Origin of the sequence: Quadrisphaera sp. GCM10027208, assembly GCF_042658805.1 — a bacterium.
In the GTDB taxonomy this organism is placed as follows: Bacteria; Actinomycetota; Actinomycetes; order Actinomycetales; family SCSIO-59966; genus SCSIO-59966.
Genome location: NZ_JBHSRC010000011.1, coordinates 1 through 15,052, shown reverse-complemented (window position 1 = coordinate 15,052; position 15,052 = coordinate 1). Strand labels below are relative to the sequence as shown.

Genomic DNA, 15,052 nt, shown 5'->3' with positions numbered 1-15,052 from the left:
CCCTCCTGGTAGACGCACGTCACCTGGCGTCGGCGTTCGCCTCCACCTGTGCACGCTCGGCGAAGTGGCACGCGACCTGAAGACCGTGGGTGTCTGTCGTCGGACGCCGGAGCAACGGCACCTCTTCGGCGCACCGCTCCTCGGCCAACCAGCAGCGAGTGCGGAACCGGCATCCGCTGGGCGGGTCAAGGGGCGACGGTGGTTCCCCGCCCAGAATCCGCCGACGGCCCAACACGCCGCGGTTGCTGAGATCGACCGTGGGAGACGCGGACAGCAAAGCCTGGGTGTACGGATGCGCCGGAGCGGCATAGATCGCCTCGACGCTTCCTGTCTCCACGATGTGCCCCAGGTACATGACGGCCACCTGGTCGGCGATGTGGTGCACGACTCCGAGGTCATGGGCGATGAAGACCATCGCCACCCCTAGCCGCGCCTGGAGGTCCTTGAGCAGGTTGACGACCTGGGCCTGGACGGAGACGTCCAGGGCGGACACCGCTTCGTCACACACCAGGACGTCCGGCTCGAGTGCCAGTGCGCGCGCGATGCCCAGACGCTGCCGCTGGCCTCCCGAGAACTGATGCGGATAACGATGCAGCATGTCCTTGGAGAGCCCGACCAGCTCAAGGAGCTCGACGACCCGCTCGCGCCGCGACCGGGCTGTCCCGACGTGGGCGGCGGCGAGCGGTTCGGCGATGATGTCGGCCACTGTCATTCGCGGGTCCAGCGACGTGTACGGGTCCTGGAAGATCATCTGGACGCCCTTGCGTAGCCACTGCCGGTCGCGACGACGACCTCGGGTCACGTCTCGGCCGTGATAGACCAGCGTCCCTGACGTCGGCCGCTCGAGCCCGACGAGCATCCGACCGAGGGTGGACTTGCCGCACCCAGACTCCCCGACGATGCCGAGCACCTCGCCCGCCCGAAGTGACAGGCTCACGCCGTCGACGGCGTGGACCTTGCGCCTCGACGCCGGGGAGCCGCTGTGGAAGTGCTTGACCAGGTCCCTCCCGACGAGCACCTCCTGCCTGCCCTCGCCAGCCTGCAGGTCGTTCATGGTTTCAGGCGACACGGTCACGGAGCACCTCCTCGCTTCGGTGGCACGCCGCCTCGACACCGGGCAGCACGGTACGTAGCACCGGACGCTCGTGGCGGCAGCGCTCGACGGCGTACGCACACCGGGGATGGAACGGACAGCCCGGTGGCGCCTGGTTGGGGCTCGGCGGCGAGCCTGGGATCGCCGGCAGGCTTCCTCCCCGCAGCCGGGGCCGTGGCACCGACTCCAGCAGCGCCTTGGTGTACGGGTGGGCCGGGTTGGCAAAGACCTTCTCGGCGGGGGCTTCCTCCACCACCCGGCCCGCGTACATGACGACGACGTGGTCGGCGACCTCGGCGACGACGCCGAGGTCGTGGGTGATCAGCAGCACGGCCATGCCGAGTTCGCGACGGAGCCGGTCGAGTAGTTCGAGGATCTGTGCCTGGACAGTCACGTCGAGGGCGGTCGTGGGTTCGTCCGCGACGAGCAGCTCCGGCTGCAGGGCGATCCCCATGGCGATGAGGATGCGCTGGCGCATCCCGCCCGAGAACTGGTGCGGGTAGTCCTTGACCCGGCGTGCTGCGTCCGGGATGCCCACCAGCCGCAGCAGCTCCTCCGCGTGGGCGGAGGCCTGCTTACGGGACTGGTTGGTGTGCACCCGGATGACCTCGCCGATCTGGTCGCCGATCGAGAGCACGGGGTTCAGTGAGGACAGCGCATCCTGCAGGATGAGGCTCATTCGTGCGCCGCGAATCTTGCGCAACTCCGTCTGGGTGGCCGTTCGCAGGTCCGTCCCGCTGAGGGTGAGCTGTCTCGCGGTGACTGTCGCGTTGCCCTCGTCCAGGCCCATGAGCGCCCTCGCGGTCGCGGACTTGCCGGACCCGGACTCGCCAAGCAGGGCGACGAGCTGGCCGCGCTGGACGTCCAAGTCCACCTCGCGGACAGCCGGGACGGCGTGCCTGCCCTGGCCGAAGGTCACCGAGAGGCCACGTACGGTCAGGACCTGGGCGTCCACGGTCGGGTTCTCCATGTGCCCAAGACTGCCACAGCCGCTCGCCGAAAACCATCGTCTACGGCCACCGGATCACTGAATTTGAACGTGAGAGTTGACAGGGGTGCCTGAGCGCGCCAGAGTCCGGTGTCGCCCCAGAGGTCTGGCGCCCGACAACCCCGTGGAGAGGATCGGCACCCCGTGCTAGAGAAGCCCGCCGGCCGGTACACCGGCTACACCGCCTACGAGTACTTGGAACCCGGCGTTGACTACCGAGAGTTCCGCTACGCCGAGCAGCTGGGCCGCGTGCCCCCCTACGCCGGCCTCGAGCTCTCCGAGGCCGAGAAGGAGCGCACGACGCGCCTGCTCACCGAGGAGACTGTCATCTCGCTGCACGAGCACGTGCAGGTCTTCCCCGATGACATGGGACGGGTGCGCGAGCACATCCGCCAGGGCCGCGAACCCACCGGCTACCTGGGCCTGGCGAGGTCGGGTCTGACCGCGGTGTTCGACAACGGCATGGACGGCACCTGCTGCATCAGCTCCGACGCGGGCTGGAAGTACCAGGACGTCCTGTTCGATCTCGGCGTCCGCATGGCGGACCTGGCCCACCAGGACTTCGTGGTCAAGGCCGAGACGCTCGCCGACATCCGGCACGCAGCCGAGACCGGACGCATCGCCCACATCTTCGCGCTCGAAGCTGCGACGATGATCGAGAACGAGGTGGACCGCCTCGACGTCCTCTACGGCTTCGGCGTGCGCCAGATGGGGATCGCCTACTCCGAGGCCAACATGCTGGGAAGTGGGCTCAAGGAGCGCGGTGACGGCGGCCTCACCTACTTCGGTGAGCGGGCCGTGGACCGGATGAACAAGCTCGGGATCGCGATCGACGTGTCGCACAGCGGTGACCGGACCTCGCTCGAGACGATCCAAGCCTCGAAGGTGCCCGTGTTCATCACTCACGCCGGCGCGCGGTCCGTCTGGCCGACCAACCGGATGAAGCCGGACGAGGTCATCCGCGCCTGCGCCGAGCGCGGCGGAGTCATCGGGATCGAGGCCGCCCCGCACACCACGCTGTCACCCGAGCACCCTCGACACAGCCTTGAGTCGGTCATGGACCACTTCACCTACTGCGTCGAGCTCGTCGGCATCGAGCACGTGAGCTTCGGTCCCGACACGCTCTTCGGCGACCACGTCGGCCTGCACCAGGCGTTCGCAGACAACCTTTCGATCGCACAGGCGCACTCTCATGTGGACCACCCACTGGTCGACTACGTCGACGGCGTCGAGAACCCGGCCGAGGCCTTCTTCAACATCATCGGCTGGCTCGTCAAGCACGGCTACTCCGACGACGAGATTCGTCTCGTCGTCGGGCAGAACACCATCCGCGTCCTCGAGGAGGTCTGGGCCCGATGAAGCGCTCTACGCTGCCACGGCTGGTGGCACTGGCTGCTGCCGCCACACTTGCTCTCGGGGCCTGCGCCCCATCCGGTCCGGGGGACGACGGCGCCGACGACGGCGCCACGCAGGGTGCCGGCGACACCTCCGGGGGCACTCTCACCGTGGCCACGACAACAGACGTGGTGAACTTCAACCCGCTCATCGGCAACTCCCGGACCGATTCCTGGGTCACCGGGCTCATGTACCCCCGGCTGCTGCACATCAACGAGCAGGGTGCCAAGGAGCCGGCGCTCGCCGTCGACTGGGGCTGGGTCGACGAGGTCACCGGGTACTGGGAGATCCGCGACGACATGACGTGGAGCGACGGCGAGCCCCTCACGGCGGAAGACGTCGCCTTCACGCTCAACGCCACCAAGGAGGACCAGCCCTCCGGCACGCTTGTCGGCCAGCTCGGCTACCTCGACCGGGCCGAGGTCGTCTCGGACACTCGTGTCGAGGTCCACCTGACCGAACCCGACTCCTCCTTCGTCGAGGGTGTGGGCTTCTGGGCGAACATCGTTCCCGAACATGTTTTCGGGAGCGTCCCCTCCGTCGCCGAGTTCGCCAACGACTCCGACTGGGTGAGTGCGGGTCCCTACGTTCTCACCGAGGTCCAGCGAGGCCAGGACTATGTCCTCGAGGCGGTCGACAACTACCCGCTCGTCGAGGCGGGGCGACCCGGACCGGATGAGATCGTCTTCCGGGTGTACCCGGACGTCAACACTGAGATCCTCGCCCTGCAGAACGGCGACATCGATCTCATTGCCAACGCCCTCCCACCGGCTCAGGTCGCCGAGCTGCAGGACGCCGACGGCATCACCGTGGAAGAGATTCCGGGGCTCGGCTACGCGCACATGGTCTACAACATGGACCGAGAGCCCCTCGACGACGTCCTCGTCCGGCAGGCGCTCGCCCACGCGGTGGACTACGAGGCCATCCGCGAGGTCGTTCTCCATGGCCAGGCCGTCTCAACCGGGTCGAACCCGATCATGCCCGTTCTCGCCGACTGGTACGAGGAGCTGGAGGAGTACGAGTACGACCCGGAGCTCTCTCGCTCGCTCCTCGAGGAGGCGGGGTACACGGCAGGCTCTGATGGCACGTACGGGCTGACGTTCTCCCTGCTCTACTCGCTGCAGGACCCGATCGTCTCCCAGTGGGCCAACCTCGTGCGCGACGGTGCCGCCGAAGCCGGTATCACCATCGAGCTCGAAGGGTATGAGCGCAACACGTACCTCGCGAAGACCCAGGAGGGCGACTACGACATCTACGCCGGGACCTTCGCAATCATGGAGGACCCGCGGGTCAACATGTCGCTCGCGTACCTTCCGGACGGTTTTATCAACTACACCCACGTCGACGATCCTGAGCTGAGCGAGCTCATCAACCGGGCGCGGGTGGTGCCGGAGTTCGACGAGCAGCTGCCGCTCGTCCAAGAGGCGGCGCGGATCGTTCGGGAGCAGGTGTACGACAACATCATGTACACGCAGAACCTCTACATCGCTCACAGCGACGAGTGGACCAACTTCATCGTCCAGCCGAGCGAGCTGCTCTCCATCGTCAACCCGACCTCGTTGGCCAGCGCCACACGAGTGGGCTGAAACCGGGAGGGCGGCCTTCATGACTCTCACCACGTTCGTGCTCCGGCGCGTAGGACGGGGCGTCCTCACGGTGTGGTTCGCCGTGACGGTCACCTTCCTCCTGCTCCGGCTCCTGCCAGGGGACCCGACCCTGGCAATCCAGAGCCCGAACATGACCGAGGCCCAGAGGGCCGCCCTCCTTGAGCAGTACCAGCTCGACCAGCCCCTGGGCGTTCAGTACATCGTCTACCTCGGCGAACTCCTTCAGGGCAACCTTGGTGTGTCGTTCACGCAGTCGATCCCGGTGATCGACGTTCTCTTGGCGCGGTTGCCCTGGACTCTGCTGCTCGCCGGCGGTGCCCTCGGGCTCACCGTGATCATCGGAATACCTTTGGGCGTCCTGGCGGCGTCCCGAGCCGGAGGTACGTTCGACCGTCTCGTGCAGATGGTGGGCGTCACCGCTCAGTCCTTGTTCATCCCGAGTGTCGGGGTCTTCCTGCTCTTTGTATTCGGACTCTGGCTCGGCTGGTTCCCGATCGGCGGGGCGTACGACCGCGGAATTTATGGAACCGCGTGGTACGGCAACGTTCTGTACCACGCCGTCCTCCCATGTCTCTCGCTGGTCCTCATACAGCTGGGCAGTTATGTCCTTACCATGCGAGCCACACTTCTCGATGCACTGGGCGAGGACTACTGCACCCTCGCTCGCGCCAATGGTCTGCCGTACCGGCGCGTGCTATGGAAGCATGCTCTGCGCAATGCGCTGCTGCCCGCGACCACGCTCATCGGCCTCCAGCTTGGGACGTTGGTGGGTGGTGCCGTACTCACCGAGACGGTGTTCGCCTACCCGGGGCTCGGCCGGGGAATCTACGAGGCGGTCATCCAACTTGACTTCCCGGTTCTTCAGGGCTCCTTCCTCCTTCTGGCCGTGACTGTGGTGGTGGCCAACATGGTCACCGACATCATCTACGGCTTCCTTGACCCCCGGGTGAAGACTTCATGAGTGCCACGACGAACTCTGCGGGCCCGACTGGGCCTGGTGCGACGAACCCGTTGCCGTCTGCCGAGCCCGTTGCTACCGATCAGCCGACGGCCCGGCGCGCGACATGGGTGGCTTTTCGCCGCCAGCCGCTCGGCATGTTGGCCCTCGGCGTCATGATTGCTCTCGTGGTGGTCGCGGTGATCGCGCCCTTGTTGGCTGAGTATCCGTCCGGCTACGGCTCAGACCAGCTCGCGCGGCCGTCTGCAGCACACCCCTTCGGCACTGATGCGCTGGGCCGGGACGTGCTCGCCCAGGTCGTCTGGGGAACACGGCAGAGCCTGCTCGTGGCGGCGGCAGCGTCGGCCCTGGCAATCGTCATCGGCGCGCTGGTGGCCGTACTGGCAGCATACTTCCGGCGCCTTGACGCGCTGCTGAGCACGGTGATTGACCTCATGCTGTCGCTTCCGGTGCTTCCTCTCATGATCCTTGTCGCCGCCCTGGTCGGGCCGAGCACGACGACGATCATCATCGTGATCGCAGCGTTCTCTTGGCCAGAGGTCGCCCGTGTCGTCCGGTCCCAGGCCCTCACCGTGGTCAACCTGCCCTACGTTGACGCCTCACGGCTCATGACGACGTCGCCGTGGTGGATCATCGGCCGGCACATCTTGCCAGCTGTGACACCAGTGATCGCGGTGTCGGTCGTCCTCACCGCGTCCCGAGCGGTGTTGTCGGCCGCCGGTCTCGCGTTCTTGGGACTAGGGGACCCGAACACCTGGTCGTGGGGTCGCATCCTCTACGAGGCGCAGCTGTCGGGCGCGATGTCGAGCGCCTGGTGGCTCACGTTCTTCCCCTCCTTGGGGATCTTGGCACTGGTGCTGTCCGCCACTCTGCTGGCCACTGCATACAACGACGCCCGCAACCCACGGCGAGGAGCACGTTCGTGACGACTTCCTTCCGCCAGCGTCTGACCTCCGTGGTCTTGACGGAGATCCAGGACTTCGTACGTGCGCGTGCCGCCGAACTGGGTCTCGACGGCATCCTGTCCGATGACCCAGACGACGTCGCCTACCTCACCGGCTTCTTCCACCACGCAACCGAGCGCCCAGTGGCCGTGTGGCTGCCGGTTGACGGCCTCGCACTCCTTCTCGTACCCCGTCTGGAGGCTGCCTACGCCCGGTCGCAGCACGCGCTGGCCGAGATCGTCGAGTACGCCGAGTACCCCGGCACCACCAACCCTTTTGTAGCCCTCGATCGCCGTATGCGGGGTGGCCGGATCGGGCATCCACGAACGATGTCGTACCTGCGTCTAGAGATGGTCCGAGAAGCGTTCGACCGGACGATCGTCCCGACCGATGCCGTGATGGAAGCCCGCTACATCAAGCGGCCGGAGGAGGTCGTCCTCCATCGGGAGGCGGCCCGGATCAGCGACATCATGGTCGAGACCGGGGTCGCCGCGGTCCGCGACGCCCTGACGGAGCATGGCCAGCTGCCCACCGAGGCTGAGCTCGCCGCTCTCGTTGGACGGGTGGGCACGGGGATCATGTACGACGAGCACGAGGACGTCGTCGTCACCAGCCTGCTCGCTGGTGGCCTTGTCTATGGTGGCGAGAACTCCTCCTACCCGCATGGGCTTCCCTCTGGGTACCGTCTGCGCATTGGTGACACGTTCCTGCTCTCCCTCGGTTGCGCGGTCGGTGGTCGCTATGTCGAGTGCGAACGCACGTTCGTCATTGGTGAACCCAGCCCTGAACAGCGCCGGTATCACGAAGCTGTGCGCCGGGCGCAGGCTGTGGGTGCAAAGGCGATCGCGCCTGGCGTGGCGTGCTGTGACGCCAATGCCGCCTGTCAGGCTGAACTCGCCGCTGCCGGGGTTGACAAGTACGTCTTGCACCGGCAGGGCCACGGTATCGGCCTCGGCATGCATGAGCCGCCGTGGCTCGAGGCTGGCGACGCCACGCTTCTCGCCGCCGGCATGGTGGTCTCTAACGAACCCGGCATCTACGTTCCTGGTCACGCTGGCTACCGCATCTCCGACAGCATGCTCGTCACCGAGGACGGCGCCGAGCCTCTGACTTCCTACCCGCGTTCCCTTGAGCACTGCGTTATTCCAGCGTAGGCGTCTTCACTCGGTCGAGTCTGAATCACTAGTGACAGGAGTTCGAAGTGTTCGTCGAGATCAATGGCAACCAGCTCGCAGTGGAGGTTCTCGGCCCCCCGGACGCCCCGGTGCTGATAGCCCTCCACGGAGCACCAGGGCTGGGCTCTCGGGCGGAGCCGAGGGAGAGCTTTGGCCGCCTAGCCGACACCTATCGCGTCCTGGTCTTCGACGCTCGCGGATCCGGGGAGTCCGAAGGCAAGCCGCCCTTCACGCACGATCAGTGGGCCGCTGACGTCGAGGGGCTCCGTCAGTGGATCGGCGCGGAGCAGATCATCGTCGCGGGTGGCTCATACGGCGGCTTCATCGCGATGGAGTACGCCATCCGCTACCCCGAGCGGGTGCGCGCCATGGTGCTGCGGGACACCTCTCCCGACCACGAGCATGAGAAGTTGTCACGGGAGAACGCACTGAAGTCGAGCCGGGTGCAGGTCGATGTAGAAAAGCTGGACCGGATCGACAACGGACGCGTCCGCGATAACGACGACCTGCGGGAGTGCTGGCGCGAGATCCTTCCGCTCTATGACTACAACTATGACCCCGCCAAGGTCGAGGAAAAAGTGGCTACGACGCCCTACCGATACGAGACGCACAACTACGCCTTTGCTCACAACATCCCCAACTACGATGTCAAGGACAAGCTGCCCTCACTGACTTGCCCGACACTTATCACCGTGGGGCGTACCGACTGGATCACCCCGGTCTCGTGCAGTGAGACGATCGCCGACCTCATACCCAACTCCCGGCTCGTCGTCTTCGAGAAGTCGGGCCACTCGCCGCAGATCGAGGAGGCCGAGCTCTGGACGGACACCGTGAGGTCCTTCCTCGCCGAGGTGGAGGCACAGCAACCAGCATGACCACGACCGGTCCGTCGCATCACACCCTCGACGACCTGGATCGCAAGATCGTCGCCGCACTCCAGATCGATGGAAGGGCCAGCTGGTCCACGATCGCCGAGCTCTGCGGCACGACCGGCCCCACCGTCGCTCGGCGGGTCCAACAGCTCGTGAATGACGGGGTCGTCAAAGTCGCGGTCATGCGGGGGGCCGAGGCGAGCGACTCTCACGAGTTCTACTTCCTCCGGCTCCGGTGCGGCCCTGTGATGGCCCTGACCGTAGCCAGACGCATTGCGGAACGCCCCGACATCCGTTTCGTCACTCTGCTGACTGGTCAGTACGACATCATTGCGGAAGCAATGGTGCCGCGGCGCCCGGGCAGCTATCACGCGCTCGTTCAGGAGATCCAGGCGATCCCCGGTGTGGAGGGGGTCAGTGGAGAACTGATCCTTCACGTCTACAAGGTCAGTCACGACTGGGCCCGGGAACTGCTGGGCCTGGAGCCCGCCGAACCGACCGCGACGACGAAGGAGTACGCCGAAGTTCGGCTGGAGGAGGCAGACGCCGCCATTCTTGACAGTCTGCAAGTCGACGCCCGAGCCAGCTTCTCAGATGTTGCCAAGAAGGTCGGCATGAACGAGAGCACCGTGCGGCGGCGCTTTGAGAGGCTGCTGTCACGACAGTGGGCACACGTGGTCACGCTCGTCCAGGCGACGGCGCTCGGGTTCGAGGCCGAGGTTCAACTCAGGGTCGACGTCGAGCCCGCCCAGCTCACGGAGGTAGCCGGTGAGCTGGCGCGTCGTCCGGAGGTGCGCTACCTGGCGTTGACGCTAGGAACCAACGGTCTCGTGGCTGAGGTCATTACCCGTCACGCTGAGCAGCTGTACACGTTCATCACGGACGTTCTTGCCGGGCTCCCAGGCGTCACCGGATGGACGGCCTCTCTAGAGCTGCTCACGGTCAAACGTGGATTCGTCGAGACTCCGTGGTGGCAGATGGAGGTGGCTCGCATCGGGTCGTCTGCCAACGAGCCGCCTGACGCATGTGACTCCTCAGCACCGCGCTTGGGCCAGGACAGGGAACCGTCTGGCGCTGACGTTGTGAGCTGAGCTCCGGTTCCTGGTTCCCTACGTAGGGCTCTCAATGGTGACTGGGTCTTATCCTGGCCGGCGGCCCGCGTCAAGAAGTTGGCATGTCTGGTTTTACTCGACCTAGCACTCCTCGGCTGGCGTGCCGCCTCGGCGATGGTCACCTCGCTGGCCAACAAACTAAACACCTGGTCCGGCCCCTCTTGCCAGCAGGGAGCGCCCTGCCAGGAATCCTGACGCGCGACACGCCTGACCCAGGTACTCGCCGGCTAAGAGGTGAGCCCCGTTCGTGTGAACATCCTGGTCGGTGGTGACCACATCCGATGCGGGCAGATTCTATCGCCACGACCGGTCCTGAGACCGACGCCTAGCCCCGGTACACCCCCGATTACGAACGGTCGTCATGCTTCGCCATCCTGGGGTGATGCAGGAGAGTCTGGTGAGTCAGCTGACTGGCCCGGACCATGCTCAAGCCATGGCCATGGCATCCGCTCGACCACACTGTCGTAGTGCGCCGACGTCGGGTCTTTTGCTTGAACTGGTGACTGGGTAGCAGTCATCCACTGCCAGTACACGCGACTGCTGTCCCGGAGCGTCTCCTCGGAGACAGGGATGTTCAGCGCCGTTCGTGCTTGGCGGAGGAACGTGTCGAGGCGCACCTGGTGGTAACGACGCTCGCAGACGGCTGTGAATTCGCGCACCAGCTCGATGCGGGGACCGAGACAGAGTCCTTCGACGATGATCCACCAGTCCTCCTTGCTGTCGTCGGTCACGAAGATGACCGGTACGTCTCGCCCGCCCGCACGCTCCAAGACCTCGGCCCACAGCAGGTAGTCACCGTAGCCGTGGTCTCCTGACTTTGCGCGGTCCGCGTACCCCGGAGGGATGCCGGCGTCGGCCCGTCGGCGGGCCTCGTCCAACCGTCGCCCAAGCACCTCATCGGACGGGGCCGAACCGACGCGACCGTGCAGAAGCGCATCGAGTCGGTCCCGGAGATCGTCGGACGTGAGCGTGGCAGGGGGCACCCCATACTGCTTTGCCAGCCTGTCGATTGCAGTGTCGGCCTCCTCGGCGGATTTCTGCAGGAGACTTTCCAATGATTCCTTGAAGTCCCTGAGGCTGGACTGGGCGCGGACCTGCTTCACGCCCTCCTCGTATGCGTCGGAGATTGTTTTACGCAGTCGCCGGAGGAAGCTTGTCACGATCTTGATCGTATTGAGGCGATTCTCCTGGTACTCGCGGGCGGCTTGATGGGGCACGCACAAACGATCGTGCACGCGCTCGAGAACGTCAAAGATTTCCTCCCGCTGGGCTGTGTCGCGCCGGTAGAGCCCCAGAAGAATGTTGGCATCGAGAATGATGTCGGCTTCACGGTACAGAGCCACAACTTCGCTCTGGTCTGGGCCGTAGTACTCCGGAAACTCATCCCGCATCTCGCAATGGTGCCCTGCGAATCTCGCTCTGCGCAACCACGACGACTGTTCGGACCGTTGCCGTGTGCTCTCACGTGGCACCTGTCGTGGTGGCTGGATGGACGTGGACCTTGTCTATCCGGTGCCGATGAGCTCCTCGCGGCCGATGTTCCCAGTCGCCAGGGCGGTCGCCGGTATACAGGTATAGCCGGTCGGGACCGTCGGGAGCCAGGGGGTCGGGACGGCGGTCGCCGTTTCAGGCTCGGGTTGATACCAGGGCGATCAAGGCGCGCGATCAGTCTTCGGTGGCACTGAGCCGGCCAGGACCCGCGCGCCCGTTGCCGGGGTGGAGCCGCAGCAGGCCTGCTCGGTTGCGGGTGAGCGGGTGGGAGGGCCGTGACCGTCCAAGTCCGCGACCTTTCCAGTCCCGGAACTGCGCCTCGACGTTGACCCGGCAGGACCGTGCGCGACGACTGCATGGCCGTGTTGATCACCCGGCTGATCGACGTTCACGTCGACGACGGCGTCACCGACCTGCCACCCCGCCGCGGATGCCCCGGCCGGTCCCACCGTGCTCACCTTCGCACCGCTGGACGACGAGCTGAACAGTTGCCGGCAGGGATCAGAAGCATGTCCTGCCGCAGGTCGGAACCGACGGCCATACAGGTGAAAACCCGCAGGTAGGTGTTTGACGCGTTTCACCGGTGCTCGGTGAGGGGGCGTAAGGAGCCACCGTGTCTCAGTGGAGTCACCCACCGGGTCCAGCGCTGGTTGAATCTGCTGGTGCTCTGGCGCCTTCGGTCTATCCCGGGTGTGCGTGCGTCCCCGCGATGTCGTAGGCGTGTGTCAGGCTTCTCACGACAACGCCAGGACGGGGCTCATGGGTATGTCCGACGATGATGTGGCCGCGGTGGTGAAGGCGGCGGAACAGCTGCCGAGGCGCTCGCGGGACAAGCGGTGGACGCACTTGAGTCTGTGCGTCCTTGACGCGGTGTTCGCAATGCGCGCGCGGTACACCGCCGCGACCAACGTGTGTTACGCGTACGCGAGGATCGCCTCATTACCGCATCACCTGGCGCCCGCACCTGAGGTGGCCGCTGGGGACTTCGCGGCCAGCGAGCGCTCCGTCGCAGAGCTGGCCTCCGAGATCTCCGCTTCTGGCCCGGACGCGTTCGCGGTCGCTGTCAGCAACCGACAGCCGACGGCCACGCGCGGACGGCGCGTACTGAAGGCCGAGGCGGCCCGTCAGTACGCACAGAAGCTCGCCGAGCATGGCGTCGAGCGTCTGGCGGACGTGCCGGTCCTACTGGCCAACCCGACCGGACCCAGTCTCGATGCTCTGGAGTCCGACCTGCGTCGAGTGCCCGGGCACGGCCAGGGAGTTCGGTTGGCCTACTTCTGGATGCTCGCAGGTGACGACACGCACGTGAAGGCTGACCGGATGGTGCTGCGCTGGGTCGGCCGGGTCCTTGGCCGCCGGGTCAACGTCCCGGAGGCGACCGCTCTGGTGACCGAAGCTGCGGACAGGCTCGGCTGCACCCCATGGGAGCTCGACCACTCGATCTGGAGGGCCGAGTCGGGGCGAAACGTCGCGCCCCTGACAGTGGCCGAGTGAGGCGGGGCAGCGAGCGGCTGGAGCTTTGGTCTACGCATCACGACCTGCGTCGACCCGACCCGGGAGTGCCCGATCGCGACGAGGCAATGGACGGTGGCCCGGCCGTCGCCGTGGCGGTCCCGATAACCATGGACGGTACCGGCGTCCACGGCGGCGACCGACCTCTGCATCGCTGGTCGATCCACGACGTGCTTGTCGAGGAGGCTCTAGGCTTCACGGAGGCCCGCTGCCTAAGCGGACGATATCGGCAGCGATGTCGCGGTCAGGCGACGGCGGCTATCGCGGGCTGACCTCCGGCAACCGCTCATCCATCCGAGCAGCTGCCTGATCGCGGCGGCGCAGGGCGCCGCGGCCCGGCCGTCGCCGTAAGGGTTGACCGCCTCGGCCGTCGCCGCGTGGGCGGCGTCGTTGGTGAGCAGTCGCTCGACCTCGGCGACGACGACGTCCTCGGCGGTGCCGATCAGCCAGACGATGCCGGCGTCCACGGCCTCGGCCCTTCGGTGTTGTCCCGCGGCACGTTGGTCTTCTACCGGGCACGCCACTACGGGACGGGGGCAGCCGTTGGCCGGTCGGAGTACCCTCGGCCCGTGGTCACCATCGCTCGGGAAGGTAACGAGCCTGCCGCCACGGAAGTTGTGCTGCGGTCCAACGCCGTCGCGCTCCAGTCGCTCGCCGCTCAGCACGGCATCAGTCAGTTGCGGGTCGCCGGACCTGGCCGGCTGGTTGGCCACATCGGCGAGGACCGGGATCTCTTCGACGTCGCCGCCTTCGAGACGGCTGCTCAGGAGCTCGTTGGAGCGGAAGTCGAGTTGTACAGCGATGGCGTTCTCGAGCACGACAACGTGAGCCCGGAACTGCTCGCAGCCACCCCGCTGTGACGCCGAGACGGCCAGGACCGGCTCGGCGCGACCGGTACGCACTGCTGGAGATGCGGGAACTGCTCGGCAGCATCATCGACGTTCGTGACGATGGCGGCCGCGACCGCTACTTCGCCGACGACCGTCACCGGTGGGTGCTTCACCGGCTCTGGATCGCCGTTGGCAACGAAGCAGTCGCGTACTCGGCAGCCGTCGACGTTGAACGGCACCGGGACGAACCCTGGAACACGCTCCGGCGGCTCAGGAACCATCTCGCTCATCGCCGGCTGCCCGACATCGATGAGGACTTCGTCTGGCGCACCAGCCAGCTACGTCCCGAGTCACTGATCGCCCAGGTCGAGGAGCTACTCGGAGCGCGTGAACCCTTCTGACGGCACTCGGCGCTGTACTGGCGTTCACGGCCTGTGGGAGGGATGGAGCGTCCGAGGGCATGGCCACTGGGTGGGTGCCGTAGACCCGCATGACCAGGGGCGGCAGCGGCCATCCACAGGGATGTGAGGTCGTGGTTGCGGGCTGTCGGTGCCGTCCTCTACAGTTTCGAACACTAGTTCGAGTGGCGGAGGGAGGGTGTCGTGGCCGGGTTGTCGGTGGTGGAGGACCGGTTCGCCGCGGTCCTGGCCGCGGCGGCACTGTCCCTGCTCGACGTCGACGTGCACGTGGACCCGGCTGCCGAGCTGCACGTTGACATGCACGTCGACCCGCACGCCTACCGGCACGTCGACCCGGATGCCGACCCGGACGGCGGTGCGGGTGCTGGCTTGGGCTCCGCCCCGTTGGGGGGTGAGTCGGCGGCCCCCGAGGAGCCGGGCCAGGCGCCGCGCCCGCTGCCGGATGGCCCGATCGTGCCGGCGGAGGCCGGGCTGACCGCGCCGGGCGTGCCAGAGGGTGGGTGGGGCCGGTATCTCGCCGGTCTGCGGCCCGGCCCGGAGCTGGATGCGGCGCTGGGCCACCTGGACCCGGCGGACCTGGATGACGGGGCGGTGCTGGAGCTGGTCGCGGCGACCGAGCGGGCGATCTCGGGTCTGCGGGCCCGCCAGGCGGCTGC

Annotated in this window: 14 protein-coding genes and 1 pseudogene; 11 read left to right on the top strand and 4 right to left on the bottom strand. The window is 66.6% G+C overall.

From position 1 onward, the window contains the following. Positions 1-19: 19 nt before the first annotated feature. Both ACFP6A_RS13895 and ACFP6A_RS13890 read right to left on the bottom strand, forming a co-directional pair. Positions 20-1,054 (bottom strand): ABC transporter ATP-binding protein, encoded by a 1,035-nt coding sequence (locus ACFP6A_RS13895; RefSeq protein WP_379604538.1) that lies wholly within the window; start codon positions 1,052-1,054, stop codon positions 20-22. Positions 1,055-1,058: 4 nt separating this feature from the next. Continuing rightward, complete coding sequence (locus tag ACFP6A_RS13890; RefSeq protein ID WP_379604484.1) at positions 1,059-2,063, bottom strand: ABC transporter ATP-binding protein; 1,005 nt, start codon at positions 2,061-2,063, stop codon at positions 1,059-1,061. Positions 2,064-2,225: 162 nt separating this feature from the next. On the opposite strand from ACFP6A_RS13890, the gene ACFP6A_RS13885 reads away from it, so the two are divergent. The 7 genes from ACFP6A_RS13885 to ACFP6A_RS13855 are packed head-to-tail and all read left to right on the top strand — an operon-like array spanning position 2,226 to position 10,123. Beyond that, positions 2,226-3,440 carry a dipeptidase gene (locus ACFP6A_RS13885; RefSeq protein ID WP_379604482.1) on the top strand — a complete coding sequence of 405 codons (1,215 nt, stop codon included), beginning with the start codon at positions 2,226-2,228 and terminating at the stop codon, positions 3,438-3,440. Further along, positions 3,437-5,062: an ABC transporter substrate-binding protein gene (locus tag ACFP6A_RS13880; RefSeq protein ID WP_379604480.1), complete on the top strand. Its 1,626-nt coding sequence runs from the start codon at positions 3,437-3,439 to the stop codon at positions 5,060-5,062. The genes ACFP6A_RS13885 and ACFP6A_RS13880 overlap by 4 nt, the downstream gene beginning before the upstream one ends. A gap of 19 nt (positions 5,063-5,081) precedes the next feature. After that, positions 5,082-6,044 (top strand): ABC transporter permease, encoded by a 963-nt coding sequence (locus tag ACFP6A_RS13875; RefSeq protein WP_379604478.1) that lies wholly within the window; start codon positions 5,082-5,084, stop codon positions 6,042-6,044. Next, positions 6,041-6,967 carry an ABC transporter permease gene (locus tag ACFP6A_RS13870; protein ID WP_379604476.1) on the top strand — a complete coding sequence of 309 codons (927 nt, stop codon included), beginning with the start codon at positions 6,041-6,043 and terminating at the stop codon, positions 6,965-6,967. The genes ACFP6A_RS13875 and ACFP6A_RS13870 overlap by 4 nt, the downstream gene beginning before the upstream one ends. Continuing rightward, the gene (locus ACFP6A_RS13865; RefSeq protein ID WP_379604474.1) at positions 6,964-8,139 is read left to right on the top strand and encodes a M24 family metallopeptidase; all 1,176 of its coding nucleotides are present in this window, start codon (positions 6,964-6,966) and stop codon (positions 8,137-8,139) included. Before ACFP6A_RS13870 ends, ACFP6A_RS13865 begins: the two co-directional genes overlap by 4 nt. Before the next feature lie 47 nt (positions 8,140-8,186). Further along, positions 8,187-9,035, top strand: coding sequence for an alpha/beta fold hydrolase (locus ACFP6A_RS13860; protein ID WP_379604472.1), 849 nt, complete (start codon positions 8,187-8,189; stop codon positions 9,033-9,035). Next, entirely contained in the window at positions 9,032-10,123 is a 1,092-nt protein-coding gene (locus ACFP6A_RS13855) for an Lrp/AsnC family transcriptional regulator (protein WP_379604470.1), read from the top strand. Before ACFP6A_RS13860 ends, ACFP6A_RS13855 begins: the two co-directional genes overlap by 4 nt. Positions 10,124-10,503: 380 nt before the next feature. On the opposite strand, the gene ACFP6A_RS13850 is transcribed toward ACFP6A_RS13855, so the two are convergent. Continuing rightward, complete coding sequence (locus ACFP6A_RS13850; RefSeq protein WP_379604468.1) at positions 10,504-11,535, bottom strand: PIN domain-containing protein; 1,032 nt, start codon at positions 11,533-11,535, stop codon at positions 10,504-10,506. Positions 11,536-12,394: 859 nt separating this feature from the next. On the opposite strand from ACFP6A_RS13850, the gene ACFP6A_RS13845 reads away from it, so the two are divergent. Continuing rightward, positions 12,395-13,129 (top strand): hypothetical protein, encoded by a 735-nt coding sequence (locus ACFP6A_RS13845; RefSeq protein ID WP_379604466.1) that lies wholly within the window; start codon positions 12,395-12,397, stop codon positions 13,127-13,129. A 230-nt stretch (positions 13,130-13,359) separates the two neighbouring features. On the opposite strand, the gene ACFP6A_RS13840 is transcribed toward ACFP6A_RS13845, so the two are convergent. Further along, positions 13,360-13,614, bottom strand: a complete 255-nt coding sequence (locus tag ACFP6A_RS13840; RefSeq protein WP_379604465.1) for a hypothetical protein — start codon at positions 13,612-13,614, stop codon at positions 13,360-13,362. Between the two features lie 102 nt (positions 13,615-13,716). Between ACFP6A_RS13840 and ACFP6A_RS13835 the strand changes: the two genes are divergently transcribed. The 3 genes and pseudogenes from ACFP6A_RS13835 to ACFP6A_RS13825 form a co-directional block, all read left to right on the top strand. Further along, the gene (locus tag ACFP6A_RS13835) at positions 13,717-14,007 is read left to right on the top strand and encodes a hypothetical protein (RefSeq protein WP_379604463.1); all 291 of its coding nucleotides are present in this window, start codon (positions 13,717-13,719) and stop codon (positions 14,005-14,007) included. 50 nt (positions 14,008-14,057) lie between these two features. Next, complete coding sequence (locus ACFP6A_RS13830; protein ID WP_379604461.1) at positions 14,058-14,378, top strand: hypothetical protein; 321 nt, start codon at positions 14,058-14,060, stop codon at positions 14,376-14,378. 201 nt (positions 14,379-14,579) lie between these two features. Beyond that, a pseudogene (locus ACFP6A_RS13825) lies at positions 14,580-15,052 on the top strand (hypothetical protein); the annotation flags it as partial.